Here is a 23,602-nt window from a genome sequence, read left to right as displayed (position 1 = left end):
TCACAATGGAACAGGTTGTAATTGTTGATGCGATCCGTACCCCGATGGGCCGTTCGAAAGGGGGCGCATTTCGCAACGTGCGCGCGGAAGATCTCTCCGCGCATTTGATGCGTAGCCTGCTGGCGCGAAATCCGGCGCTGGAAGCGGCTGCGCTGGACGATATCTACTGGGGTTGCGTGCAGCAGACGCTGGAGCAGGGCTTTAACATCGCCCGCAACGCGGCGCTGCTGGCGGAAGTCCCACACTCCGTACCGGCGGTGACCGTCAACCGTTTGTGTGGCTCCTCTATGCAGGCATTGCATGACGCCGCACGGATGATCATGACCGGTGATGCGCAGGCCTGTCTGGTAGGTGGTGTGGAACATATGGGTCATGTGCCGATGAGCCACGGTGTTGATTTCCACCCAGGTCTGAGCCGCAACGTCGCCAAAGCGGCGGGCATGATGGGGCTGACAGCAGAGATGCTCTCCCGCATGCACGGTATCAGTCGTGAAATGCAGGATGCCTTTGCCGCACGTTCACACGCCCGTGCCTGGGCCGCAACGCAGTCCGGCGCGTTTAAAAATGAGATAATCCCGACCGGGGGACATGACGCCGATGGTGTGCTGAAGCAGTTTACTTATGACGAAGTGATCCGTCCGGAAACCACGGTTGAAACGCTGTCCACCTTGCGTCCGGCGTTTGATCCGGTCAGCGGTACGGTTACGGCAGGTACGTCTTCTGCACTCTCCGATGGTGCAGCCGCCATGCTGGTGATGAGCGGAAGTCGTGCACGTGAGCTGGGTCTGAAGCCGCGCGCCCGCGTGCGCTCAATGGCGGTGGTAGGCTGCGATCCTTCCATCATGGGATACGGTCCGGTTCCGGCATCAAAACTGGCGCTGAAAAAAGCGGGACTTTCCGCCAGCGATATCGGTTTGTTTGAGATGAACGAAGCGTTTGCCGCGCAGATCCTGCCGTGCATTAAAGATCTGGGTTTGATGGAGCAGATCGACGAGAAGATCAACCTTAACGGCGGTGCGATCGCGCTCGGTCACCCGCTGGGCTGCTCCGGTGCGCGTATCAGCACCACGCTGCTGAATCTGATGGAACGCAAAGATGTCCAGTTCGGTCTGGCGACAATGTGTATCGGATTGGGTCAGGGTATCGCGACGGTGTTTGAGCGAGTTTAAGTTCATGTAGGCCGGATAAGACGCGCCAGCGTCGTCATCCGGCATGTTTGCCGGGGGCGCTTCGCTTACCCGGCCTACAACGAGAACATCAGTGCATAACGATTTAGTTGCCGTTCTTCCCGCCTGTCAGGGGCGGGTTTTTTCTTCTTCACTTTTCTTCTTAGATAAATGCAAACGCATCGCCAAACAGGCGATCTTCCCGCGCGCTGCGCTCATTACAGAACAGGTCACGCGCGATTTTCGCCATCTCAAAGCGGCCCGCAATGTAGATATCATGCTCAGCCAGCGTACCGTGATCCTGCATCACCGCCGTTAAGACCGTTCCTGTACGCCCACGCCAGCTGGCTTCAGGCTGTTCCACCACCGCTTCAACACGCAGGTTAGGATGGTTGATAGAGAGCGCTTCAAGTTCAGAGAGATCGTAAAGGTGCTTCTCTTCACGGCCGCCCCAGTAAATCGTGACCTCACGATTGGGATTACGCGCCAGCGCCGTCAGCAGAATGGAACGGGCGTAGGAAAAGCCAGTTCCTCCGGCGATCAGGATCAGCGGACGCTCTTCATCGTCACGCAGCCATGCGTCACCGTGTGGAATATCTATCGTTATCTCGTGGTCCTTTAGGATGCGATCCATCACCGCTTTGGCATAGAGGTTAATTTCTGACGCGCCAATATGGAGCTCAATAAAACCCTGATCATCCGGCGTAGAAGCCATCGAGAACGGGCGTTTATCCCGTTCGTCCATCACGACCATCAAATATTGACCGGCACGAAAGGAAAATGCCGCGTCGGGTACTAAACGAACACGGTATACGGTATCAGTAATAGCTTCTACCGAGGTCACTTTACAGCTTAAGGTTGTCATGCGCTCCCTCTATGGGTCTGTAGGGCAAAACGAGCGCCTCAGGCGCCTTTACCGTCATTAAAGATGGCCAGCTCATCCCAAATCGCATCGATACGGGCGGTAACGTCAGGATCTTTTTTAATTGGACGTCCCCATTCGCGTTGGGTTTCACCTGGCCATTTGTTCGTGGCATCCAGCCCCATTTTTGAACCCAGACCGGAAACCGGCGAGGCAAAATCCAGATAATCAATTGGCGTATTTTCTACCAGCACCGTATCCCTGGCCGGGTCCATACGGGTGGTGATCGCCCAAATCACATCGTTCCAGTCACGTGCATTGACGTCATCATCACAAACGATAACAAATTTGGTGTACATAAACTGGCGTAAAAATGACCACACCCCCATCATGACGCGTTTCGCATGACCGGCGTACTGTTTTTTGATTGTGACGACGGCCAGGCGATAAGAGCATCCTTCCGGCGGCAGATAAAAATCGACGATTTCCGGGAACTGTTTTTGCAGAATCGGTACGAACACTTCGTTTAGCGCGACGCCGAGCACGGCGGGCTCATCCGGCGGACGACCGGTGTAGGTCGAATGGTAAATCGCATCTTCACGCTGGGTAATATGCGTGACGGTAAAAACCGGGAAGCTATCCACTTCATTGTAATACCCCGTATGGTCACCATATGGACCTTCCGGTGCCATTTCACCCGGGTCGATATACCCTTCCAGCACAATCTCCGCACTGGCGGGTACTTCGAGATCGTTAGACAGGCATTTGACCACTTCGGTTTTTGTACCGCGCAGCAGACCAGCAAATGCATATTCTGAGAGAGTATCCGGTACCGGCGTCACCGCGCCAAGAATGGTGGCAGGGTCAGCACCCAGCGCAACAGAGACCGGGAAAGGTTCCCCCGGATGCGCCGCACACCACTCCTGATAATCAAGCGCGCCTCCGCGATGGGACAGCCAGCGCATAATCAGTTTATTTTTGCCAATTAACTGCTGGCGATAAATGCCCAGATTTTGCCGCTCTTTATGCGGGCCACGGGTCACGGTCAGCCCCCAGGTAATAAGCGGCGCAGCGTCTTCTGGCCAGCAGGTCATGATGGGAATACGGTTTAAATCGACGTCATCGCCCGAGATAATTTTTTGCTGACAGGGCGCACCGCGCAGTCGCTTCGTCGGCATATTCAGCACCTGCCTGAACTGCGGCAGCTTATCAAACAGATCGCGAAAGCCTTTCGGAGGCTCCGGCTCTTTCAAAAATGCCAGTAATTTACCGACTTCCCGCAGCGCAGAGACATCATCCTGTCCCATACCCATCGCGACACGCTTTGGCGTACCGAACAGATTGCACAACACCGGCATCGAATAGCCTTTGGGGTTTTCAAACAACAGTGCGGGGCCACCGGCACGTAGCGTGCGGTCGGCAATCTCTGTGATTTCCAGGTGTGGATCCACTTCAAGCGTGATGCGTTTGAGTTCACCCTGTTGTTCAAGCAGCGTCAGGAAGTCGCGTAAATCGTGATATTTCATGGCATCCATTGTGGCCTCTTCGTAAGCGCCTCATTATACGGCGTTCACCATCGCGATGCTGTATTTTTGTTAAATTAGCGTGAACTCTGACAGCCCACCTGCACCACCGGGATTATAATTAACTTCACGCCTTGCTTTTGCTATGCTTGCGCCCCGGACAAGCGGATAAGAGTTACTATGCAATCCTGGTATTTACTGTACTGCAAGCGCGGGCAACTTCAGCGTGCCCAGGAACACCTCGAAAGACAGGCAGTGAGTTGCCTGACGCCGATGATCACCCTGGAAAAAATGGTACGCGGAAAACGTACTGCAGTCAGCGAACCGCTATTCCCTAACTATCTGTTCGTGGAATTTGATCCGGAAGTGATTCATACCACGACGATCAATGCCACGCGCGGCGTCAGCCATTTTGTCCGCTTTGGCGCATCACCCGCGATAGTTCCTTCCACGGTGATTCACCAGCTCTCCGTCTATAAACCGGAAGGCATTGTCGATCCCGAAACGCCTTACCCCGGCGACCGCGTGGTCATCACGGAGGGAGCTTTTGAAGGCCTGCAGGCGATCTTCACTGAACCGGACGGCGAGGCGCGCTCCATGCTACTGCTCAACCTGCTAAATAAAGAGGTGAAGCAGAGCGTAAAAAATACTGGTTTCCGTAAGCTTTAACGGCGACTCAGAACGTAATTCCAAACAGCTTCTTAACGTTTGCATCCGTTGTGGCGGAAAGCCATTGCGGATCGTCTCCACGCCAATGGGCGATACGCTCAAGAATATGTGGCAGATGTGCCGGTTCGTTACGCCGCGACGCGGGCTTTGGCGAGAGATCGCGCGGCAACAGATATGGCGCGTCGGTTTCAATAAGCAATTGTTCGGCCGGAATAAACGGGAGCAATTCACGCAGCTCAAGCCCACGACGTTCATCACATACCCATCCCGTAATACCGATGTACATGCCCCTGTCGACACACTCCTGCATCTCCTCACGCGTACCGGTAAAGCAATGCAGCACCGCGCCCGGGAGTTTGTCCAGCCACGGATCCAGCAGCGTCAGGAATCGCACGTGCGCATCACGACAATGCATAAAGACCGGCATCTGTAACTCAGCGGCGATACGCAATTGCGCGTCAAACGCCCGCTCTTGTTCCTGCGGGGTGGAAAAATTGCGATTGAAATCGAGACCACATTCGCCAATCGCCACGACCTCCGGCTGGTTCGCCAGCGCCACAATCGCTTCCTCTGTTGCAGGCTGCCACTGGCTGCTGTCATGCGGGTGAACCCCGGCCGTCGACCAGCAGTGAGGATAGGTCTGTGCCAGCCGTTGCGCCTGCTGGCTTTCATGTAGATTGGTTCCGGTAAGAAGCAGGCCATTCACACCAGCGGCAGTCGCGCGTGCCACGACTTCATCACGGTCTTTCAAAAACTGCGAACTGGTTAAATTAACGCCGATATCAAACATGCTTCGCTCCATATAACAACCGCCCTGACGGGCGGTTGAATTTACTCTTCTGTTTTCTCGGCTTTCTCAGCTTCGGCTTCCGCCTCGTTATCTTCATCCCGCGTCTGTCGCTTACCGACATAGAAACGTGAGAAGAAAACGCCGACCTCAAACAGGCAGTACATCGGAATCGCCAGTAATGTCTGGGAAAAAACATCCGGCGGCGTCAGCAGCATCCCAACCACAAACGCACCAACCAGCACGTAAGGCCGTTTTTTGCGCAAATCTTCCGGTGTGGTTACCCCCATCCAGCATAGCAGCACAATGGCAACAGGCACCTCAAACGAGACGCCGAACGCCATAAACAGCGCCATGACAAAGCTCAGATAGCTGGCAATATCCGTCGAGACCTGCACACCTTCCGGCGCTGTATTGGCAAGGAAGCCAAACGCCAGCGGGAACACGACAAAGTAGGCAAACGCCATACCGATATAGAACAGTAAAGAACTGGAGACCAGCAGCGGTACCACCATGCGCCGTTCATGCTTATACAGCGCTGGCGCGATAAACGCCCAGACCTGATAAAGAATCACCGGCGCTGACAGGATCAGCGACACCATGAAGGTCAATTTAATCGGGGTGAAGAACGGTGATGCGACATCCGTCGCGATCATGGTCGCACCCTGCGGCAACTGTTTGATGAGCGGCGAGGAAACCAGGTGATAGATGTCATTGGCAAAATAGACCAATGCCAGAAAGATCACGATAACCGCAATAATGCAGTTAAGTAGACGTTTACGCAGCTCAATCAGGTGCGTGATAAGCGGTTGAGTATCTTCTACAGCCATGTTTACGGTTTATCACTCGACGTAGGGGAGGAGCCAGCAACAGGGGTAGCGGTTTTCGGTTCAGCATCCTTCACGTTGACGACAGGAGGAGTCTCCCCGGCAATCTCAGGAGCCTGTTCCGGTGCGCTGGTCTGGACTTCAGCAGTGGCGGGCGTGACCCCTTGATGCTGTTCTTCGTTCCCTTTCACCACCGGGTTATGGATGGTGTGCGCTTCATCACTCGCTTTTTCAGGCTCGTTCACGCTATAGGAACGTTTCATTGACTCCGCCGCCTGACGCAGTTCATCCATCGATGCTTTCAGCTCGGGAGTCAGGTTTTCCAGGCTCGCTTTCTCAACCTTTTTCAGGCTGTCCTGAAACTCCTGAAGCTTAAGCTCCTGGGTCAGTTCATTCTGAACGGTTGTCGCAAGGGATCGCAGTGCGCGTACCCAGCCAGCTATCGTTTTGACGGCTACCGGCAATCGCTGCGGCCCCAGAACAACGAGGCCGATAATAAACACCAGTAACAGTTCGCTAAAACCGATATCAAACACGAATTACACCTGCTCTTTATCGTGGCTTTTCGCGTCTTCTTTTTTCGCAGTTTCTTTATCAGCGTCTGCCGGTTTTTCAACAATAGACTTCGCGGTAAAGTCAGCGTCCTGACTGGTTTTATCCTGTTTAGCATCATCATCACTCATGGCCTTTTTGAAGCCTTTGATGGATGCGCCAAGATCGGAACCGATGGAGCCAAGCTTCTTGGTGCCAAACAACAGTACAACGATGACGGCAATGATCACCAACTGCCAAATACTGATACCACCCATACATGTTCCTCTGTGATAGATGATGAATTATTAAGGCCGTAGTATACGTTACCCGGCCTGCCTTGAGCGATGAAAAAATCAGCGAGTTTTGCGCCAGCCAACAATCCAGGCGACCAGACCACCCACCATTAACCAACCGGGCATATAGCCCCATTCAGGACGATTAATCAGCAGGAATGTCCCACTCAACAGTAACGTTGCGCCAATTCCCAATAAGTAACGGGATTGGCCCTGACGTACATGATTCTCTTGAAGCTCGCGCGCAATCTTATCAACACTGTGCTGTAAATATTTGCCCTGGCGCAAACTGTCGTACACCAGTTCAGGGAGTTCTGGCATTTTTTCGACCCAGAACGGCGCTTTTTCCTTAAATGCCCTGATCAGCGCCGGAATACCAACCTGATCTTTGATCCATGACTCCAGAAAAGGTTTCGCCGTTTTCCAGAGATCCAACTGCGGATAGAGTTGGCGGCCTACACCTTCAACATACAGTAATGTCTTCTGCAACAATACCAGTTGGGGCTGCACTTCCATGTTAAACCGACGCGCCGTATTGAAAAGGTTTAACAAAACGTGACCAAACGAGATTTCCGCCAGCGGCTTCTCGAATATCGGCTCGCACACCGTACGAATCGCAAATTCAAATTCTTCAACGTTGGTATCCGGTGGCACCCAGCCAGAATCGACGTGCAGTTCCGCAACCTTGCGGTAATCACGATTAAAAAACGCGATGAAGTTCTCCGCCAGGTAACGCTTATCTTCCTTGTTTAAGGAACCGACAATCCCGCAATCAATGCCAATATATTTCGGGTTTTCCGGGTGTTCATAGCTGACAAAGATGTTACCGGGATGCATATCCGCGTGAAAGAAACTGTCGCGAAAGACCTGAGTGAAGAATACCTGCACGCCGCGCTCCGCGAGCAACTTCATGTTGGTACCGTTTTTCTCCAGCGTCACCACATCAGAAACCGGGATACCGTAAATGCGTTCCATCACCATCATATTCTCACTGCAGTAGTCAGAATAAACTTCCGGGATGTAGAGCATTGGGCTGTCTTCAAAGTTTCGCCGCAGTTGGATGGCATTGGCCGATTCGCGCAGCAGATTCAGCTCATCAATCAGTGTCTTTTCATATTCCCGCACCACTTCCGTCGGGCGCAGGCGACGACCATCCGGCAGTAAACGCGGCACCCAGCGAGCAAGGCGATAGATAAGTCTCAGATCCGCTTTGATAACCGGCAAAATGTCAGGACGAATGACTTTGATGACGACCTCTTTGCCGTTCGATTTCAGTCTGGCCGTGTGGACCTGAGCCACTGACGCCGACGCCAGCGGTTGAATATCAAATTCATCAAACCAGGCTTCAACAGGGAGTCCGCCCATGGCTTGTTCGATCTGCGCTTTTGCCAGCTTACCATCGAAGGGAGCGACTTTGTCCTGTAACAACGCCAACTGATCGGCAATATGCGGAGGGAAGAGATCGCGTCGGGTCGAGAGCATTTGGCCAAACTTGATCCACACTGGCCCTAACTCCTGCAGAGCCAGTCTCAGTCTCTCTCCCAGCAATTTTTCTTTATGCCGGTTCGGCATCCAGAACAGGCAATAACGCCATAACCGCAGCGGCAGCGTGATCCGCATTTTGGGGATGAGCTCATCAAGTCCGTAACTTAAGAAAGTGCGAATGATGAAATATAGGCGCCGTACTTCACCTGGCGTCATTTAGCCTCCAGTTTTTCCAGCCGCCGGGTCAGCGTATCGACAGCGCGCTCCACGGCTGCCGTTTCCTCCGCAAACCAGGCAACCTCAAGCGGTCCGGGTGCCATTCGCCACTCTTCCGTAATGGCTTCAGCAACATAGCGTTGCTGACGTTGGATCCCGTGACGGAGAAATTTGGCCCCGCCACGAAGGGCTTTGCTGATCCCTTCTGCTGCGATGTCGCCGGTATAGGGTGCCAGCAGTTCAGCAGGATCAAATTCCGCCAGGTCTGCAAGGGCAACGAAATTTTGCACAACCTGAATATCACCCTGCACTTCCAGTTCGCCACTGCGAATTAACGCGGTCAGTTGCTGGCGGTCGCGTAATTTTGGCAACACGCTGGCATGGGTGATTACCGTACAGTCGGCCTCGCCAGCCCACTCGCCCAACACGTCAACCTGACGCTCGCTGAACAGCAGAATTAATGATGTCGAAAAGCCTTTTAGCTCCACACGCAGCACTTTTCCCAGCAGACGCGCTCGCGCCGTTTTCAACGCCGGCGAACGGTACAGGAATGAATTAAGCAGACTTTCCATTCCCGCAGTCACTAAGGGTTTAAAAGGCATCCCCGTTCTCCTGTCAGAACTTATAGCCGCGATGCAGCGCAACCACACCCGCTGTCAGGTTGTAATAGTCGACGCTCTCGAACCCGGCGTCCTGCATCATCGCTTTCAATGTGTCCTGATCGGGATGCATGCGGATGGATTCCGCCAGATAGCGATAGCTGTCGGCATCATTGGCGACCATAGAACCGATACGCGGCAGGATATGGAAAGAGTAGGCGTCGTACGCTTTGCTCAGCGGCTCGATAATCGGTTTAGAAAATTCCAGCACCAGCAGACGACCGCCCGGCTTCAGGACGCGGAACATAGAGCGCAGGGCTTTGTCTTTGTCCGTGACGTTACGCAAACCGAAGGAAATGGTAATACAGTCAAAAGTATTGTCCGGGAACGGCAGCGCTTCCGCATTGGCCTGGACGTATTCCACGTTACCAATCACGCCGATATTGCGCAGCTTCTCGCGACCCATTTTGAGCATTGAGTCATTGATATCCGCCAGAATCACCTTGCCGGTCTCTCCGACCAGGCGAGAGAATTTGGCCGTCAGATCGCCGGTCCCCCCGGCTAAATCCAGCACTGTCTGACCACGGCGGACGCCGCTACAGTCGATGGTGAAGCGTTTCCACAAACGATGAATGCCAAAAGACATTAAATCATTCATGACATCATATTTTGATGCCACTGAATGAAAAACGTGGGCCACCATGTCCGCTTTATGTTCTTTAGCGACAGTCTGAAAACCAAAGTGCGTCGTTTCTTGTGAATTATCCACCATCTCAGTGCCTGCTCATCTAAAAATTGTTCGAGAAGTGTAACAGATTGGGGCTCATTGCCCTACCCTTCTGCCCGTCCAGGCTATCCCGGATGGACTAATTCGATTGCTGCTTTATCCCGTCGTCATCAGAATAAGACGTGTCTTCCTGCTCTTCGGGTACCGATCGCAACCGATACTCTTCATCCTGTGTGGTGGCCTGTTCTGCCAGTTCAGGATTAATCTCGCGCTTAATTTCTACCCCTAAACTGCGAAACGCTTCGGCCTGCGCCAGCACGTTGCCACGTCCTGACGAGAGCTTTTTCATCGCCTGACGATAATTATCCTGAGCTTTATCCAGACTCTGCCCGATGGCGGACATATCATCGACGAAGAGGCGCATTTTGTCATAGAGCTTGCTCGCACGGTCCGCAATCTGCTGCGCATTACGACTTTGATGTTCGTAGCGCCACAAATTCGCAATGGTTCGCAATGCCACCAGTAACGTCGTTGGGCTAACCAGCATAATATTATTTTTAAGCGCCTCGGTAATCAGTTCTGGCTGTCGGTCGAGCGCCAACAGAAAAGCCGGCTCCACCGGGATAAACATCAGCACGTAATCCAGAGTACGCAGTCCCGGAAGTTGCTGGTAATCCTTCCGCCCGAGCAGACGAATGTGATTACGCACCGAGGCAATGTGCTCCTGGAGCGCGTTTTCGCGGGTGTAATCATCTTGTGCATTAAAATAGCGCTCATAGGCCACCAGCGTCATCTTGGCGTCAATCACCACATCTTTGCCCTGCGGCAAGCGCACGATCACGTCGGGCTGCATACGAGAGCGGACGTCATTTTCAATACTGACCTGCGTTTCGTACTCGTATCCTTCACGCAATCCGGACGCCTCCAGCACGCGGGTGAGCACAACTTCGCCCCAGTTCCCCTGCGTTTTGTTATCGCCTTTCAGCGCACGCGTCAGGTTGACCGCTTCCTGGGCCATTTGTGCATTAAGCTGTTGGAGATTACGGATTTCATGCGCCAGGGTGTGACGCTCGCGCGCTTCCTGACCAAAGCTATCCTGGACCTGGCGACGGAAGCCGTCCAGTTGTTCACGCAACGGCGTCAGCAGACCATTCAGGCTCTGCCGGTTTTGCTCATCAACCCGGCGATTGCTCTGTTCAAAGATTCGGTTCGCCAGGTTTTCAAACTGTTCGCTCAGACGCTGCTCGCTGTTGATCATCTGGCGGATTTTATCTTCTGCATGTTGCTGAGTTGCTTCCATGCGCGTGGTGACTTCACGCAGATCCGCTTCCAGCGAAGTATTAATACTGCGCAGGCTACGTAATTCGTTATTAAGTAACTCACACTCATCGCGCCAGTGCTCGCTTTGGGCAATCTGTTGTTTTGCTGCGCTTAATGCCGCAACCATCTCTTCACGTTCAGCGAATTGCTCGGCTTTCTGCTGCGCATGCTGATAGCTGGCCAACAGCCAGCCAAGCGCAATGCCCACCAGTGCAATAACCGCATAAATGATGATTGAGATATCCAAAATGCCTCCCGACGCCATACATCACCCGCACAAAATAGAATTGTGCTGTATAAACGTCCAGTTTTAAAGAACTTTCCTGCGAGGCGCTACGCAAATAATCGCGTAAAAGCAAAAGGCCGAACGCGTCGGCCTTTTATGGAGGGGAAGAGAATTAAATCAGACGACGCGCCGCTTCCACCACGATTTTCACCGCGTGGCTTTCGGTTTGTTTCATCGTCTCAGCATTCGGGATCTCTTGCTGAGTACGGTTGACGATCACGCCCGCAACCATCCCGGCACGCAGGCCCTGGCTTGCACACATGGTCAGCAGCGTGGCGGACTCCATTTCGTAGTTCATCACGCCCATTGACTGCCACTCTTCCATAGAACCTTTGAAACGACGCACCACGCGACCAGAGAAGGTGTCATAGCGTTCCTGGCCCGGGTAGAAGGTGTCAGAAGAGGCGGTCACGCCCACGTGAGTAGTGGCTCCGATGGATTTTGCCGCTTCAACCAGAGCGGTGGTGCATTCAAAGTCAGCGACTGCCGGGTACTCCATCGGCGCAAAGTGCAGGCTCGCGCCATCCAGACGAACGGACGCCGTGGTGACCAGAACATCGCCGACATTGATGTGCGGCTGAATGGCACCGGTGGTGCCAATACGCAGGAAGGTACGAATGCCCAACTGAGCCAGTTCCTCCACCGCAATAGAAGTAGACGGGCCGCCGATACCGGTCGAGCAAACAATGATGGCTTTACCGTCCAGTTCCGCACGCCAGGTGGTGAATTCACGGTGAGATGCCAGCTTAACCGGCTTCTCCATCAGCGCGGCGATCTTTTCCACACGTTCCGGATCGCCAGGGACGATAGCCAGCGTAGCCCCTTGTAAATCGTTCTTGGTGAGGCCGAGATGAAAAACGTCAGACCTGGACATATAAAACTCCTCTGTGATTCGGTTTTTGTCAGAAGAAGCAAAAAGACACTTTACCGAAGGACTTAAGATATTTTCGTGATTCTCATCACCATGATGCAATTAAGTTGCATAGACTTACCTGTAAAAAGTGACTCAAATCACATTAACAGTCCGATTTTCGCTTTCTTCGAACAAAAAGCGAACCGTTTGAGGCAGTGTGAATGGTTAAAGGCTGTCTATAGTTAATAGTGCGCTATTTTTCTAAGGGTACGGAGAATACCATGACATCAACACCACAAACCGGTTTTGCACCTGCAGCATCCCCTATTGCCTCTACCTCAGTTCATACTCCGGACGACACCATTGTCGCGGGTATTACCTCAATCCCTTCCCAGGGTGACGATATGCCGGCGTATCACGCGCGCCCGAAAAAAAACGATGGCCCACTGCCTGTGGTCATTGTAGTGCAGGAAATCTTTGGTGTGCATGAACATATCCGGGACATCTGCCGTCGTCTGGCACTGGAGGGGTATCTGGCTATCGCGCCGGAACTCTATTTCCGCGAGGGCGATCCGAATGATTTCGCCGATATTCCCACCCTGCTCAGCGGTCTGGTGGCAAAAGTGCCGGACTCTCAGGTACTGGCCGATCTGGATCACGTCGCCAGTTGGGCGTCCCGTAACGGTGGGGATGTACATCGCCTGATGATCACTGGCTTTTGTTGGGGTGGACGCATTGCCTGGCTGTACGCGGCACATAACCCGCAGTTGAAAGCCGCCGTGGCCTGGTATGGAAAGCTGGTGGGTGATAAGACGTTGAATTCGCCAAAACATCCTGTCGACGTGGCGACCGATCTGAACGCCCCGGTGCTAGGTTTGTACGGCGGTCAGGATAACAGTATTTCGCAGGAAAGCGTGGAGACCATGCGCCAGGCGCTACGCGCCGCTAACGCCAACACGGAGATTATCGTCTATCCCGATGCCGGTCACGCCTTCAATGCCGACTATCGCTCGAGCTATCACGAAGAATCCGCCAAAGACGGCTGGCAAAGGATGCTGGCGTGGTTTGCGCAGTACGGAAGTAAGAAATAAGTTCTGGCCCGGTACTCACCGGGCCAGCTTTTTCAGGATCACGCCTGACGCAAATTCTGTGCTGCCTGAACCATATTCGCCAGCGCTGCACGGGTTTCCGGCCAGCCACGGGTTTTCAGGCCACAGTCCGGGTTCACCCACAGGCGTTCAGCCGGGATACGCTGCGCCGCTTTTTGCAACAGCGCCTCAATCCACTCCACGCTCGGGACGTTCGGCGAGTGAATGTCATACACGCCTGGTCCAATTTCGTTCGGATAGTCAAACTCTTCAAACGACTCCAGCAACTCCATGTCGGAACGTGAGGTTTCAATGGTGATCACATCGGCATCCAGCGCGGCGATAGAATCCATGATGTCGTTAAACTCGCAGTAACACATGTGGGTGTGGATTTGGGTATCGTCCTTCGCCACCGCTGCGTTGATGCGAAAAGCCTCCACGCCCCACGCCAGATAGGCATCCCAGTCGCTACGGCGCAACGGAAGTCCTTCACGCAGTGCTGGCTCATCGATCTGGATAATACCGATCCCTGCAGCCTCCAGATCCGCCACCTCGTCACGAAGCGCCAGCGCGATCTGTTTGGCAATCGTTTCACGACTGACATCTTCACGCGGGAAGGACCAGCAGAGAATGGTAACCGGGCCGGTCAACATGCCTTTTACCGGTTTGTCGGTCAGAGACTGGGCGTATTTCGCCCACTCGACGGTAATCGCTTCCGGGCGGCTGACGTCGCCGATCACCACCGGTGGTTTTACGCAGCGTGAACCGTAGCTCTGTACCCAGCCATTCTGGGTAAAAACGAAACCATCAAGGTGCTCGCCAAAATACTCCACCATGTCATTACGCTCGGCTTCACCGTGAACCAGCACATCCAGACCCAGACGTTCCTGCTCAACAATTGCCTGCTTAATATGTTCCGCAATACCGGTACGGTAGTGGTTCGCATCAAGCTGGCCTTTTTTGAAATCCAGACGCAAACCGCGAATTTCCGTGGTTTGTGGGAAAGAGCCTATCGTGGTGGTTGGCCAGGCGGGCAGTTTAAAGCGGGCGCGCTGAGCTTCGGCACGCACTTCATAGGCATTTGCGCGCTGGCTGTCCTGAGCGGTAATAGCCGCCAGACGCTTTTTCACAGCCGCATTGTGCACTCGAGTTGAGTGACGACGTGCCTGAATCGGTGCACTCCATTCGGTAATGGCGGCGGTATCACCACTGTTCAGCGCATCGCGCAGCAGCGCCAGTTCGCAACATTTTTGCAGGGCAAAGGCAAACCAGCTCTTCACTTCCGCATCCAGCCGCGTTTCGACGTTCAGGTCGATCGGACTGTGCAGCAGAGAGCAGGACGAAGCAACCCATAACGCTCGTTCGCCAACAATATCTTTAATTTGCGCATACTTCGCTGTCAGGTCAGCGCGCCAGACGTTGCGACCGTTCACCAGACCGGCAGACAGCAGCCAGTCAGATGGCAGGCGTTTGTGCAACGCCGTCACGTCATCTTTGCCGTGGACCAGGTCAACGTGCAGTCCCTGCACCGGCAGCGCGGCAATGGCATCAAGGTTTGGCGTCACACCTTCAAAATAGGTGGTCAGCAGCAGTTTCACTTTCCCGGAAAGCGCATCGTAGGCCGGTTTAAAAGCGTTCAGCCACGCCTGCGGCAGCTCCAGCACTAACGCCGGTTCGTCAATCTGTACCCACTCGATGCCACGTTTTGCCAGTTCCGCCAGCACCTGCTGGTAAACCGGCAGGATATCGTTAAGCAGGCTCAGACGGTCAAACTGTTCGCCTTTCACTTTGCCGAGCCACAGATAAGTCACCGGTCCCAGCAGCACAGGTTTCACCTTGTGGCCCAGCGCCAGCGCTTCATCCACTTCTTCCAGCAGTTGTGTCCAGGTCAGTTTGAACTGCTGGCCTTTAACAAACTCCGGCACCATGTAGTGGTAGTTGGTGTTAAACCATTTGGTCATTTCCGCCGCGGCAGCCGGTTCACCGGTCGGCGCGCGACCGCGACCAATGCGAAACAGGGTGTCAATGTCGACGGAACCGTCTTTGTTCTGATGACGAGCCGGCACGTTGCCGAGCAGCAGGCTGGTGGTCAGAACATGGTCATACCAGGCAAAGTCACCCACCGGCAGAAGATCGATACCCGCTTGCTTTTGTTGATCCCAGTGGCGCGCTCGCAGCTCGCGGCCTACCGCCAGTAATTCTTCACGGGTCACATTGCCCGCCCAGTAGCTTTCTTGCGCTTTTTTCAGCTCGCGACGCAGGCCAACGCGAGGGAAACCGAGGGTGTGATTCAGTATTGTCATTGTATGCCTCTTAGAATATTTGCAGGTTTTAGCCGTCCAGATGTTTACACTGCTATAATTCGCAAGTACTGTATATTCCTCAAGCGCAATTTGTTCATGCCGAAGTGAAGGACTTTCATGATCGAGATTAAACACCTGAAAACGCTCCAGGCGTTGCGGAATACCGGGTCACTGGCCGCCGCCGCGGCGACGCTGCATCAGACCCAATCCGCCCTGTCTCACCAGTTCAGCGATCTGGAGCAGCGCCTTGGCTTTCGGTTATTTATTCGTAAAAGCCAGCCGCTGCGTTTCACCCCTCAGGGTGAGATCCTGTTGCAACTGGCCGGTCAGGTCCTGCCGCAAATTAACCGCGCGTTGCAGGCCTGCAACGAACCGCAGCAGACTCGTTTGCGCATCGCGATTGAGTGTCATAGCTGTATTCAGTGGCTGACCCCGGCGCTGGAAAACTTCCGTGCCAAATGGCCGCAGGTGGAGATGGATTTTAAATCCGGCGTGACGTTTGATCCCCAGCCCGCGCTCCAGCAGGACGAACTGGATCTGGTGATGACCTCTGACATTCTGCCGCGCAGCGGGCTGCACTATTCGCCAATGTTTGATTTTGAAGTCCGGCTGGTGCTGGCCCCCGATCATCCGCTGACCAGCAAGACGCAGGTAACGCCGGAAGATTTAGCCAGCGAAACGCTGCTGATTTATCCGGTACAGCGCAGTCGACTGGACGTCTGGCGACATTTTCTCCAGCCAGCGGGGGTCAGTCCGTCACTGAAAAGTGTGGATAACACCCTGCTGTTGATTCAGATGGTGGCAGCAAACATGGGCATTGCCGCTCTGCCGCACTGGGTTGTGGAGAGTTTTGAGCGCCAGGGTCTGGTGGTAACCAGACCCCTGGGGGATGGCTTGTGGAGCCGCCTGTACGCCGCCGTGCGTGACGGCGAGCAGCGCCAGCCGGTGACCGAGGCGTTTATTCGATCGGCGCGCAATCACGCCTGCGAGCATCTGCCGTTTGTACGGAGCGCGGAGCGACCCATTTTCGATGCACCCACAGTGACGCCAGTATCACAATCGCACCCGTAATAAAGCTCGGCCAGTGAGGTTGTTGGTGCCAGATTGCCAGATTAACCAGCAGTCCTGCGGGCACATGCATGTTGTTCATAATGCCCAGCGTGCCCGCATCGACCTGCGTGGCACCGTAGTTCCACATGAAGTAGCCGATCCCTGAAGCCGCCACGCCCAGGAATACCAGAATGCCCCACTGGAGTGTCGTCTCCGGCATTTTCTGCGTATTGCCGAGCATGAACCAGGCAACCACAGCCACCAGAAACGCGCCGATGTAAAACCATGCAAACGCGTTATGCTGCGGCATCGGGCGCGTCTCCATCAGGCGCTTATAGCCCACCATCCCGATGGCAAAGCTAATGTTGGAAAGTTGTACCAGCAGCAGGCCAGTCCAGAAATGATCGGTTACCTGGTCATAGCGAATAATCCCTGCGCCAATCACCGCCAGCAGCGCACTGAAAGCATAGCCCCAGCGCAGCCGCCGCTTGCTCATCAGATCGTAAATCAGCGTGATATAGAGAGGCGTCAACACGGTAAACAGCAGCAGTTCAGAGACGGTCAGGTAGAGATAAGCGTGGAAACTCAGCATATACATGATGCCAAGCTGCATGGCACCCACCAGCATGTACAGGCCGATAGTTTTCAGGCCGTGCCCACGCGTACGCAGGAAAGGCAGGAATACCAGCGCCGCCAGACCAACCCTAACCAGCACCGCAAAATAGCTATCGACGTGTCCGGCAAGGTACTCACCAAACAAACTGAAGGAGAAGGCCCACAGGATCGTGGTGATGATAAGTAACGCCACAATGGATATCTCTTAGAATAAGGAGTATCCATTGTAGCGGAGAGTTAAGTTGACAACTGATTAATTAACAGGCAATCATTTTAGCGCAAGAAAAGATCGCGCAGATAGTGCGGTACCGCGTCATCAACGTTGATACCAATCACTTCCAGTTCCGGATGCAAATCCTTCAGGCGCTGGTGAGCATTGCCCATAATGCAGCCTTTACCCGCCATCGATAACATTTCAGCGTCGTTCATGCCATCGCCAAAAGCGATGCAGTCTTTAAGGCTGTAACCCATCGCTTTGGCAACCGCTTCCAGCGCATGACCTTTCGACACGCCGCCCGCCATCACTTCCAGGCAAGTGAGCGTGGAGAAACTCACGTTTACGCGATCGCCCCAGCGCGCATTAATGGCCTGTTCCAGCGGCAGCAGAACGTCATGAGAATGGCTGGTAAAGAACACTTTGCTGACGCCTTCCGGCTCAAGTAAACCGGGTTCAAACAGCGTGTAATGGAATACCGCCTCTTTGAAAAAGCGCATTTCATCCGGACGATGGCGGTTCATAAACCATTCGTCATCACGATAAACGTTGGTAATGATATCCGGGTTAGTGTTCACCACGCCAAACAGATCGCTGGCAATGTCGCGATCCAGGTTATGGGTAAACACCAGATTTCCATCCATGTCATGCACCCGCGCACCGTTGGAGGTGATCATCCAGGACTTAATCCCCAAATTATCACGGATCTGTCCCACGTCGACATGATGACGACCCGTCGCAAAAACAAAATTAACGCCACGCGCGGTCAGCAGCTTCAGCGTTTCTTTCGCGTAGGGGGATAGGGTATGGTCGGGAGAAAGCAGTGTGCCATCTAAATCAGACGCAACAACCTGATACATATAAAAATTCAACCTCTAAGCAAAGCGGTTTCCGCTGATGAGTTATGCTTGTTGAAAAAATCAACAATAGCCTGAAGCGCAACTGAGCGCATAGCGTCCTTTTCAAAAAGGATCTCATGGTAAGCGCCTTTAATAACCAGCGGATGACCCCCTTCGACAGGGTGGCCCGCTGCGGCGCGGAGTTCACAAAAACGTTCGTGCATGCGGTTATCCACCACACGCTCTTCTTCGGCCTGAATCAGCAGGGTTGGCGTGGCGTCATCACGCGCGCCTGCCAGCACCTGTTCAGCCGCCAGGATACCTTCCCGTACCCAGTGATACGTCGGGCCGCCGACACGCAGTTGCGGCTCATCCGCATAAAAACGCAAATTACGCCGATAGCGCTGTCGACTGTGGGTTAATAAATTCATGCCAAAAGGCAATGCCCGCCAACGTCCTGTGCCAATCGCATACCCTTCCCGGATACGCTGATGGCCTTCGGCCCAGTCCAGAATATGGCGTACCATCCAGTCCGGCAGACGCATCACAATACCAAACATCGGCGCGCAGAGCGCGATAGCATCACACTGATGCGGGTGACGCTGCAAAAACAGCGTCGCAATCGCTCCGCCCATCGAATGCGCCAGGATGTAGCGTTTACGCCACGGTCCCGGTTGAACTTCCTGCTCCCAGAATGCCAATAAATCATCAACATAGTCGTTGAAATTGTCGACATGACCGCGATTGGGATCCGATAGCATGCGCCCTGAACGTCCCTGGCCGCGATGGTCAATAATGAGAATATCGAAGCCCAGATCAAACAGGTCATACGCCAGCTCGGCGTACTTCACATAGCTTTCTATTCGACCCGGACAGATGACGATGACACGATCGTTATGCGCCGCGCGAAACCGGACAAAGCGCACCGGCACTCGGCCCACACCGGTCAATTCCGCTTCTTCACGCTGACGCCAGAAGTCTGTCAGCGGCCCCATGGAAAAAGCCGCAAACGCGTTTTCTCTCGTTTCCCAGTCTTTTTGCTGCTGAAACATCGGGTATCCAGCCTCGTTTACCAGGTAAAAATCGTTTTTTCAGTAGCGCGTAACACTTTGTTGCGACAGTAGCGTATTGTGGCATAAAAACAGACAATCAGGGAGTTTCTCATGACCTTCGAATGGTGGTTCGCCTATCTGCTGACATCCATAATTTTGAGCCTTTCACCCGGCTCCGGCGCCATCAACACCATGACGACCTCCATTAATCACGGCTATCGTGGCGCAGCAGCGTCGATTGCCGGGTTACAGGCTGGACTGGGCATTCATATCATCCTGGTCGGCGTCGGTCTGGGCACTCTGTTTTCGCGTTCCGTCATCGCCTTTGAGGTACTGAAATGGGCAGGTGCCGCCTATCTGATTTGGTTAGGCATTCAGCAATGGCGCGCCGCCGGAGCCATTGACCTGAATACCATGGCCCAGACCCAGTCGCGCGGTCGCCTGTTTAAACGCGCGGTATTCGTAAATCTGACAAACCCCAAAAGCATCGTCTTTCTGGCGGCCCTTTTCCCGCAGTTCGTGATGCCAAAAGAACCGCAACTGATGCAGTACATCGTGCTTGGCGTAACCACCATTGTGGTCGATATCGTGGTCATGATCGGCTACGCCACGCTGGCGCAGCGTATCGCCTTGTGGATAAAAGGGCCGAAACAGATGAAGGCATTGAATAAAGTCTTCGGTTCACTGTTTATGCTGGTGGGTGCACTACTGGCGTCAGCACGCCACGCCTGACAGGTTGCCGGATAGCGGCTGGCGCGTATCCGGCACAAAGACTTACCGCGAAATGATCAGATGGATACCAAAGCCAGCGAACAACGCCCCGGCAAAACCGTCGATCCACTTCGCCAGACGCTGATAGCCGCGACGCATTTTCGGCAGCGCAAACAGGCTGGCGACCACGGTAAACCATGCGAAGGTCTCGACGATAATCAGCACGAAAATCCCCCAGCGCGCAGCGGTACCTACGCTGTCTCCAACAAACAGAGAAAAGACCGAACCGAAGTAAATGATGGCTTTCGGGTTAGCCAGATTCGTCAGCAACCCTTTCAGGAAACTGCGGCCGCTTTGCGCCAGTTCAACTTGCGGCGTGGGTGCAGCAACGTCCTGTTTTTTCAACGCGCCGCGCAGCATCTGGTAACCCATCCAGCACAGATACAGACCGCCACCCACCATGATAATGGTGTGTAGCCAGGCCATTTTTTCAATGATCAGATGCAGGCCGAGCAGCGCAATGCCTGCCCAGACCATGACGCCACAGGTAATGCCCAGTACGCCCATCATCGCTTCTTTGCGCGAGCGACTGACCGCCGTCTGCGAGACAAAAAAGAAATCCGGCCCTGGGCTCATCAGTGCCACAATGTGCACCATCGCCACGGTGAGAAATAACATTAGCATGATCGAAAATACTCGCGGGGGAAACAGTTCAGTGAGTCACCATCCTGGCACTTTTTTGCCTGGCTGACTACTCTTCGTCGTCACCATCGACGTGGGCGCGAATCAGCGCCATAAACGCTTTGCCGAAGCGCTCCAGTTTGCGCATCCCCACCCCGTTGACGCTGAGCATTTCGCTTGCGGACACCGGCATCTGTTCCGCCATCTCAATCAGCGTGGCATCGTTAAAGACGACGTATGGCGGGATGTTTTCTTCATCGGCAATGGCTTTACGCAGCTTGCGCAGTTTGGCGAACAGTTTGCGATCGTAATTACCACCGAAGGATTTCTGCATCACGCGTGGTTTCAGGGCAACAATACGCGGCACAGCGAGTTGCAGAGCGACCTCGCCGCGCAGCACCGGACGTGAAGCGTCGGTGAGCTGTAGCGCGGAATGCTGGGCGATATTCTGAGTAACGAAGCCCAGGTGAATCAACTGGCGGATCACGCTCACCCAGTGCTCGTGGCTCTGCTCGCGGCCCATACCGTACACTTTGAGCTTGTCATGGCCGAGTTCGCGAATGCGCTGGCTGTTAGCCCCGCGAATCACTTCCACTACGTACCCCATCCCGAAACGCTGATCGACCCGACCAATGGTTGAGAGCGCAATCTGCGCGTCCTTCACACCATCGTACTGTTTTGGCGGATCGAGACAGATATCGCAGTTGCCACACGGCTCCTGACGCCCTTCGCCAAAGTAGTTAAGCAGTACCAGACGACGGCAGGTTTGCGCCTCGGCAAACGCGCCCATTGCGTTCAGCTTATGCCGTTCAATATCCTGTAGCTGTCCCTGCGGTTTTTCTTCCAGACAGCGGCGCAGCCACGCCATATCCGCCGGATCGTAAAACAGCATCGCCTCCGCAGGCAGGCCGTCACGCCCGGCGCGACCGGTCTCCTGGTAGTAGGATTCAATGTTGCGGGGAATATCGAAATGGACCACAAAACGCACGTTGGGTTTGTTGATGCCCATGCCAAAGGCGACGGTCGCCACCACAATTTGCAGGTCGTCGCGCTGGAATTTCTCCTGCACGTCGGCACGGATGTGATTCTCCAGCCCCGCATGGTACGCCGCAGCGCTAATCCCCCGGCTTTGCAGACGCGCGGCGGTGTCTTCCACTTTCGCACGGCTGTTACAGTAAATAATCCCGGATTTACCGCGCTGTTCCTGCACATAGCGCATCAACTGATCGAGCGGTTTAAACTTCTCCATCAGCATGTAACGAATGTTCGGGCGGTCAAAGCTGCTGATCTGGATTAAGGGATCGTTGAGCCCCAGCAGGCGAACAATATCCAGCCGCGTGGTTTCATCGGCTGTCGCGGTCAACGCGACGAATGGCAGCGCAGGAAAACGCTGTCTGAGCTGACCGAGTGCGGCATATTCCGGGCGGAAGTCATGCCCCCACTGCGAGATGCAGTGCGCTTCGTCCACGGCCAGTAACACCGGATTCCAGTGCGCCAGATGCTCAAGGAAGTTATCCAGCATCAGACGTTCCGGGGCGATATAGAGCAGACGGATTTGCCCGGTGCGACACCCCGTCATCACTTCAAGCTGCTGCTCGCGGGTTTGCGTCGAGTTCAGACAGGCGGCCGCCACGCCGTTCGCCAGCAGTTGGTCGACCTGATCTTTCATCAGGGAGATCAGCGGCGAAACGACCACGGTCAGACCGTTGAGCAATAAGGCAGGGATTTGATAGCAGAGGGATTTTCCGCCCCCGGTTGGCATCACGACAAGGCAGTCGCGCCCCGAAACGACGGTATCGATAATCTCTTCCTGACCCGGGCGAAACTGTTGGTAGCCAAAGGTTTCATGCAAAACCTGCTTAGCACCTGGTTCCAGATTCAACACTTCCGCCTGCGCCACATTAACCCCGTTCGCTTAAATCAAAACAGGCGCTATTTTCAGCGCCTGAGGGAGAAACTGCAATGTTTAAAACACAATCATCGATCAGAAGATATCGTTGAGCATCACACCCACACCGACGCGCGTCTGATTAAAGTTATAATCAATCAGGGATTCGCCGTATCCGCTATATACCTGGGTATAGAGACGAATATGCTTCGTCATCGGATAACTTAGCCCCAGCTCCGCACCGCCGTAACCGGTATTCCAGTTGTACTGACCCTTCGCACTCAGCACCGCATCGCCCAGATGATAACCGACCTTAAGCTGATAATAGCCCATGTATTTGGTGATATCCGGGTTATCGTCGGTACTGCCGATGACGTACCACGGTTTGACTTCCACCAGCCAGTTGCCGTTTTCCGCCATCAGGCGCGTATAAAGACGGTTCCAGCTACGTGATGTCGGATCGGAACGCCCGTTCGAATCATGGTTGTAACCCATTTCCACGTCGCGCAACGTCCATCCGGCAACGCGGTAATCCGTCGCAAAACCGAGAAACAGCTGCGGTTCGTAGTTGGTTTCACGAAATGGCGACGACTCTTCAGTGTTGGATAGCTGCCACCAGGACTTCTGCGTATACGAGGCGCCCAGAACCGAGTTTGGCCCCGCAATCCCACGCCAGATCGGAAACGCCAGACTCAGTTGGAACTTCACTTCATCTTTGCGGGCGTTTTCGGACCAGTTGTAGGAACCGATCGCTTCTTTGTTCATGTCGCTGGTATTGGTGTAGATCAGATAGTTCGTATCGTAGGGGTAAAGCGTAAAAGGATTATCATGCTCCTGCAGCATATTGGCGATAATACTGCCTCGCACCGCTGGTGCATCATGAACCTCTTTCACCGTCGCCTCTTGCGCATACGCCGTCAGCGGCAGTATTGCTGCTGGTAGCAACCAAGCCAGAATCGCCCGCATTCTTGTTGTTCTCCTGAACGAAAGATTTTTGATTTGTTTATTTTTCTG

General features: G+C 54.1%; 23 protein-coding genes. 5 read left to right on the top strand and 18 right to left on the bottom strand.

The genetic code is table 11. From position 1 onward, the window contains the following. The first annotated feature begins 5 nt into the window (after positions 1 to 5). Positions 6 to 1,169 carry an acetyl-CoA C-acyltransferase FadA gene (fadA, locus tag I6L53_RS00310; RefSeq protein WP_042326182.1) on the top strand — a complete coding sequence of 388 codons (1,164 nt, stop codon included), beginning with the start codon at positions 6 to 8 and terminating at the stop codon, positions 1,167 to 1,169. Positions 1,170 to 1,329: 160 nt separating this feature from the next. Here the strand turns inward: fadA and fre are convergent, their stop codons facing one another. Continuing rightward, positions 1,330 to 2,031 (bottom strand): NAD(P)H-flavin reductase, encoded by a 702-nt coding sequence (gene fre, locus I6L53_RS00305; RefSeq protein WP_042326180.1) that lies wholly within the window; start codon positions 2,029 to 2,031, stop codon positions 1,330 to 1,332. Between the two features lie 38 nt (positions 2,032 to 2,069). After that, positions 2,070 to 3,563 (bottom strand): 4-hydroxy-3-polyprenylbenzoate decarboxylase, encoded by a 1,494-nt coding sequence (gene ubiD / locus I6L53_RS00300; protein ID WP_072015789.1) that lies wholly within the window; start codon positions 3,561 to 3,563, stop codon positions 2,070 to 2,072. A gap of 168 nt (positions 3,564 to 3,731) precedes the next feature. On the opposite strand from ubiD, the gene rfaH reads away from it, so the two are divergent. After that, positions 3,732 to 4,220 (top strand): transcription/translation regulatory transformer protein RfaH, encoded by a 489-nt coding sequence (rfaH, locus tag I6L53_RS00295; RefSeq protein ID WP_042326178.1) that lies wholly within the window; start codon positions 3,732 to 3,734, stop codon positions 4,218 to 4,220. A 7-nt stretch (positions 4,221 to 4,227) separates the two neighbouring features. Here rfaH and tatD read toward each other — a convergent pair whose 3' ends face one another. From tatD to udp, 9 genes are all read right to left on the bottom strand, one after another. After that, complete coding sequence (tatD, locus tag I6L53_RS00290) at positions 4,228 to 5,010, bottom strand: 3'-5' ssDNA/RNA exonuclease TatD (protein WP_042326177.1); 783 nt, start codon at positions 5,008 to 5,010, stop codon at positions 4,228 to 4,230. A 41-nt stretch (positions 5,011 to 5,051) separates the two neighbouring features. Further along, entirely contained in the window at positions 5,052 to 5,837 is a 786-nt protein-coding gene (tatC, locus tag I6L53_RS00285) for a Sec-independent protein translocase subunit TatC (RefSeq protein WP_042326175.1), read from the bottom strand. A gap of 2 nt (positions 5,838 to 5,839) precedes the next feature. Beyond that, positions 5,840 to 6,370 (bottom strand): Sec-independent protein translocase protein TatB, encoded by a 531-nt coding sequence (gene tatB / locus I6L53_RS00280; protein ID WP_042326173.1) that lies wholly within the window; start codon positions 6,368 to 6,370, stop codon positions 5,840 to 5,842. A 3-nt stretch (positions 6,371 to 6,373) separates the two neighbouring features. Next, positions 6,374 to 6,643 carry a Sec-independent protein translocase subunit TatA gene (tatA, locus tag I6L53_RS00275; RefSeq protein ID WP_042326170.1) on the bottom strand — a complete coding sequence of 90 codons (270 nt, stop codon included), beginning with the start codon at positions 6,641 to 6,643 and terminating at the stop codon, positions 6,374 to 6,376. Between the two features lie 78 nt (positions 6,644 to 6,721). Beyond that, positions 6,722 to 8,362, bottom strand: coding sequence for a ubiquinone biosynthesis regulatory protein kinase UbiB (gene ubiB, locus I6L53_RS00270; protein WP_042326168.1), 1,641 nt, complete (start codon positions 8,360 to 8,362; stop codon positions 6,722 to 6,724). Next, a complete protein-coding gene (ubiJ, locus tag I6L53_RS00265) occupies positions 8,359 to 8,964 on the bottom strand; it encodes a ubiquinone biosynthesis protein UbiJ (protein WP_042326164.1) in 606 nt (201 codons plus the stop codon). Before ubiJ ends, ubiB begins: the two co-directional genes overlap by 4 nt. Before the next feature lie 13 nt (positions 8,965 to 8,977). Next, a complete protein-coding gene (gene ubiE / locus I6L53_RS00260; protein ID WP_042326162.1) occupies positions 8,978 to 9,733 on the bottom strand; it encodes a bifunctional demethylmenaquinone methyltransferase/2-methoxy-6-polyprenyl-1,4-benzoquinol methylase UbiE in 756 nt (251 codons plus the stop codon). Positions 9,734 to 9,827: 94 nt separating this feature from the next. Then, the gene (gene rmuC / locus I6L53_RS00255) at positions 9,828 to 11,255 is read right to left on the bottom strand and encodes a DNA recombination protein RmuC (RefSeq protein WP_042326194.1); all 1,428 of its coding nucleotides are present in this window, start codon (positions 11,253 to 11,255) and stop codon (positions 9,828 to 9,830) included. 151 nt (positions 11,256 to 11,406) lie between these two features. Further along, positions 11,407 to 12,168 (bottom strand): uridine phosphorylase, encoded by a 762-nt coding sequence (gene udp / locus I6L53_RS00250; RefSeq protein ID WP_042326160.1) that lies wholly within the window; start codon positions 12,166 to 12,168, stop codon positions 11,407 to 11,409. 260 nt (positions 12,169 to 12,428) lie between these two features. Here udp and I6L53_RS00245 point away from each other — a divergent pair, with 260 nt between their 5' ends. Then, positions 12,429 to 13,238: a dienelactone hydrolase family protein gene (locus I6L53_RS00245; protein ID WP_042326158.1), complete on the top strand. Its 810-nt coding sequence runs from the start codon at positions 12,429 to 12,431 to the stop codon at positions 13,236 to 13,238. Positions 13,239 to 13,276: 38 nt separating this feature from the next. On the opposite strand, the gene metE is transcribed toward I6L53_RS00245, so the two are convergent. Then, positions 13,277 to 15,538 (bottom strand): 5-methyltetrahydropteroyltriglutamate--homocysteine S-methyltransferase, encoded by a 2,262-nt coding sequence (metE, locus tag I6L53_RS00240; protein ID WP_042326156.1) that lies wholly within the window; start codon positions 15,536 to 15,538, stop codon positions 13,277 to 13,279. A gap of 117 nt (positions 15,539 to 15,655) precedes the next feature. Here metE and metR point away from each other — a divergent pair, with 117 nt between their 5' ends. Beyond that, complete coding sequence (gene metR, locus I6L53_RS00235; RefSeq protein ID WP_042326154.1) at positions 15,656 to 16,609, top strand: HTH-type transcriptional regulator MetR; 954 nt, start codon at positions 15,656 to 15,658, stop codon at positions 16,607 to 16,609. Here metR and I6L53_RS00230 read toward each other — a convergent pair. From I6L53_RS00230 to pldB, 3 genes are all read right to left on the bottom strand, one after another. Further along, a complete protein-coding gene (locus I6L53_RS00230) occupies positions 16,497 to 17,396 on the bottom strand; it encodes a carboxylate/amino acid/amine transporter (RefSeq protein WP_042326152.1) in 900 nt (299 codons plus the stop codon). The two genes, metR and I6L53_RS00230, sit on opposite strands and share 113 nt — an antisense overlap. Positions 17,397 to 17,476: 80 nt before the next feature. After that, the gene (yigL, locus tag I6L53_RS00225) at positions 17,477 to 18,277 is read right to left on the bottom strand and encodes a sugar/pyridoxal phosphate phosphatase YigL (protein ID WP_042326141.1); all 801 of its coding nucleotides are present in this window, start codon (positions 18,275 to 18,277) and stop codon (positions 17,477 to 17,479) included. Between the two features lie 8 nt (positions 18,278 to 18,285). Beyond that, entirely contained in the window at positions 18,286 to 19,308 is a 1,023-nt protein-coding gene (gene pldB, locus I6L53_RS00220; RefSeq protein WP_042326139.1) for a lysophospholipase L2, read from the bottom strand. A gap of 111 nt (positions 19,309 to 19,419) precedes the next feature. Here pldB and rhtB point away from each other — a divergent pair, with 111 nt between their 5' ends. Further along, the gene (gene rhtB, locus I6L53_RS00215) at positions 19,420 to 20,040 is read left to right on the top strand and encodes a homoserine/homoserine lactone efflux protein (protein ID WP_042326136.1); all 621 of its coding nucleotides are present in this window, start codon (positions 19,420 to 19,422) and stop codon (positions 20,038 to 20,040) included. Positions 20,041 to 20,082: 42 nt separating this feature from the next. Here rhtB and rhtC read toward each other — a convergent pair whose 3' ends face one another. The 3 genes from rhtC to pldA all read right to left on the bottom strand — a co-directional run bounded on the left by rhtC (position 20,083) and on the right by pldA (position 23,554). After that, on the bottom strand, positions 20,083 to 20,703 hold the full coding sequence (rhtC, locus tag I6L53_RS00210) for a threonine export protein RhtC (protein ID WP_042326133.1): 621 nt from the start codon (positions 20,701 to 20,703) through the stop codon (positions 20,083 to 20,085). Positions 20,704 to 20,770: 67 nt separating this feature from the next. Continuing rightward, complete coding sequence (gene recQ, locus I6L53_RS00205) at positions 20,771 to 22,600, bottom strand: ATP-dependent DNA helicase RecQ (RefSeq protein WP_042326131.1); 1,830 nt, start codon at positions 22,598 to 22,600, stop codon at positions 20,771 to 20,773. A gap of 84 nt (positions 22,601 to 22,684) precedes the next feature. Beyond that, positions 22,685 to 23,554 (bottom strand): phospholipase A, encoded by an 870-nt coding sequence (pldA, locus tag I6L53_RS00200; protein ID WP_042326129.1) that lies wholly within the window; start codon positions 23,552 to 23,554, stop codon positions 22,685 to 22,687. Between the last annotated feature and the right edge of the window lie 48 nt (positions 23,555 to 23,602).

It is taken from the genome of Citrobacter farmeri, assembly GCF_019048065.1.
Classification (GTDB): Bacteria; Pseudomonadota; Gammaproteobacteria; order Enterobacterales; family Enterobacteriaceae; genus Citrobacter_A; species Citrobacter_A farmeri.
This window is presented reverse-complemented; position numbering and strand designations above follow the sequence as displayed.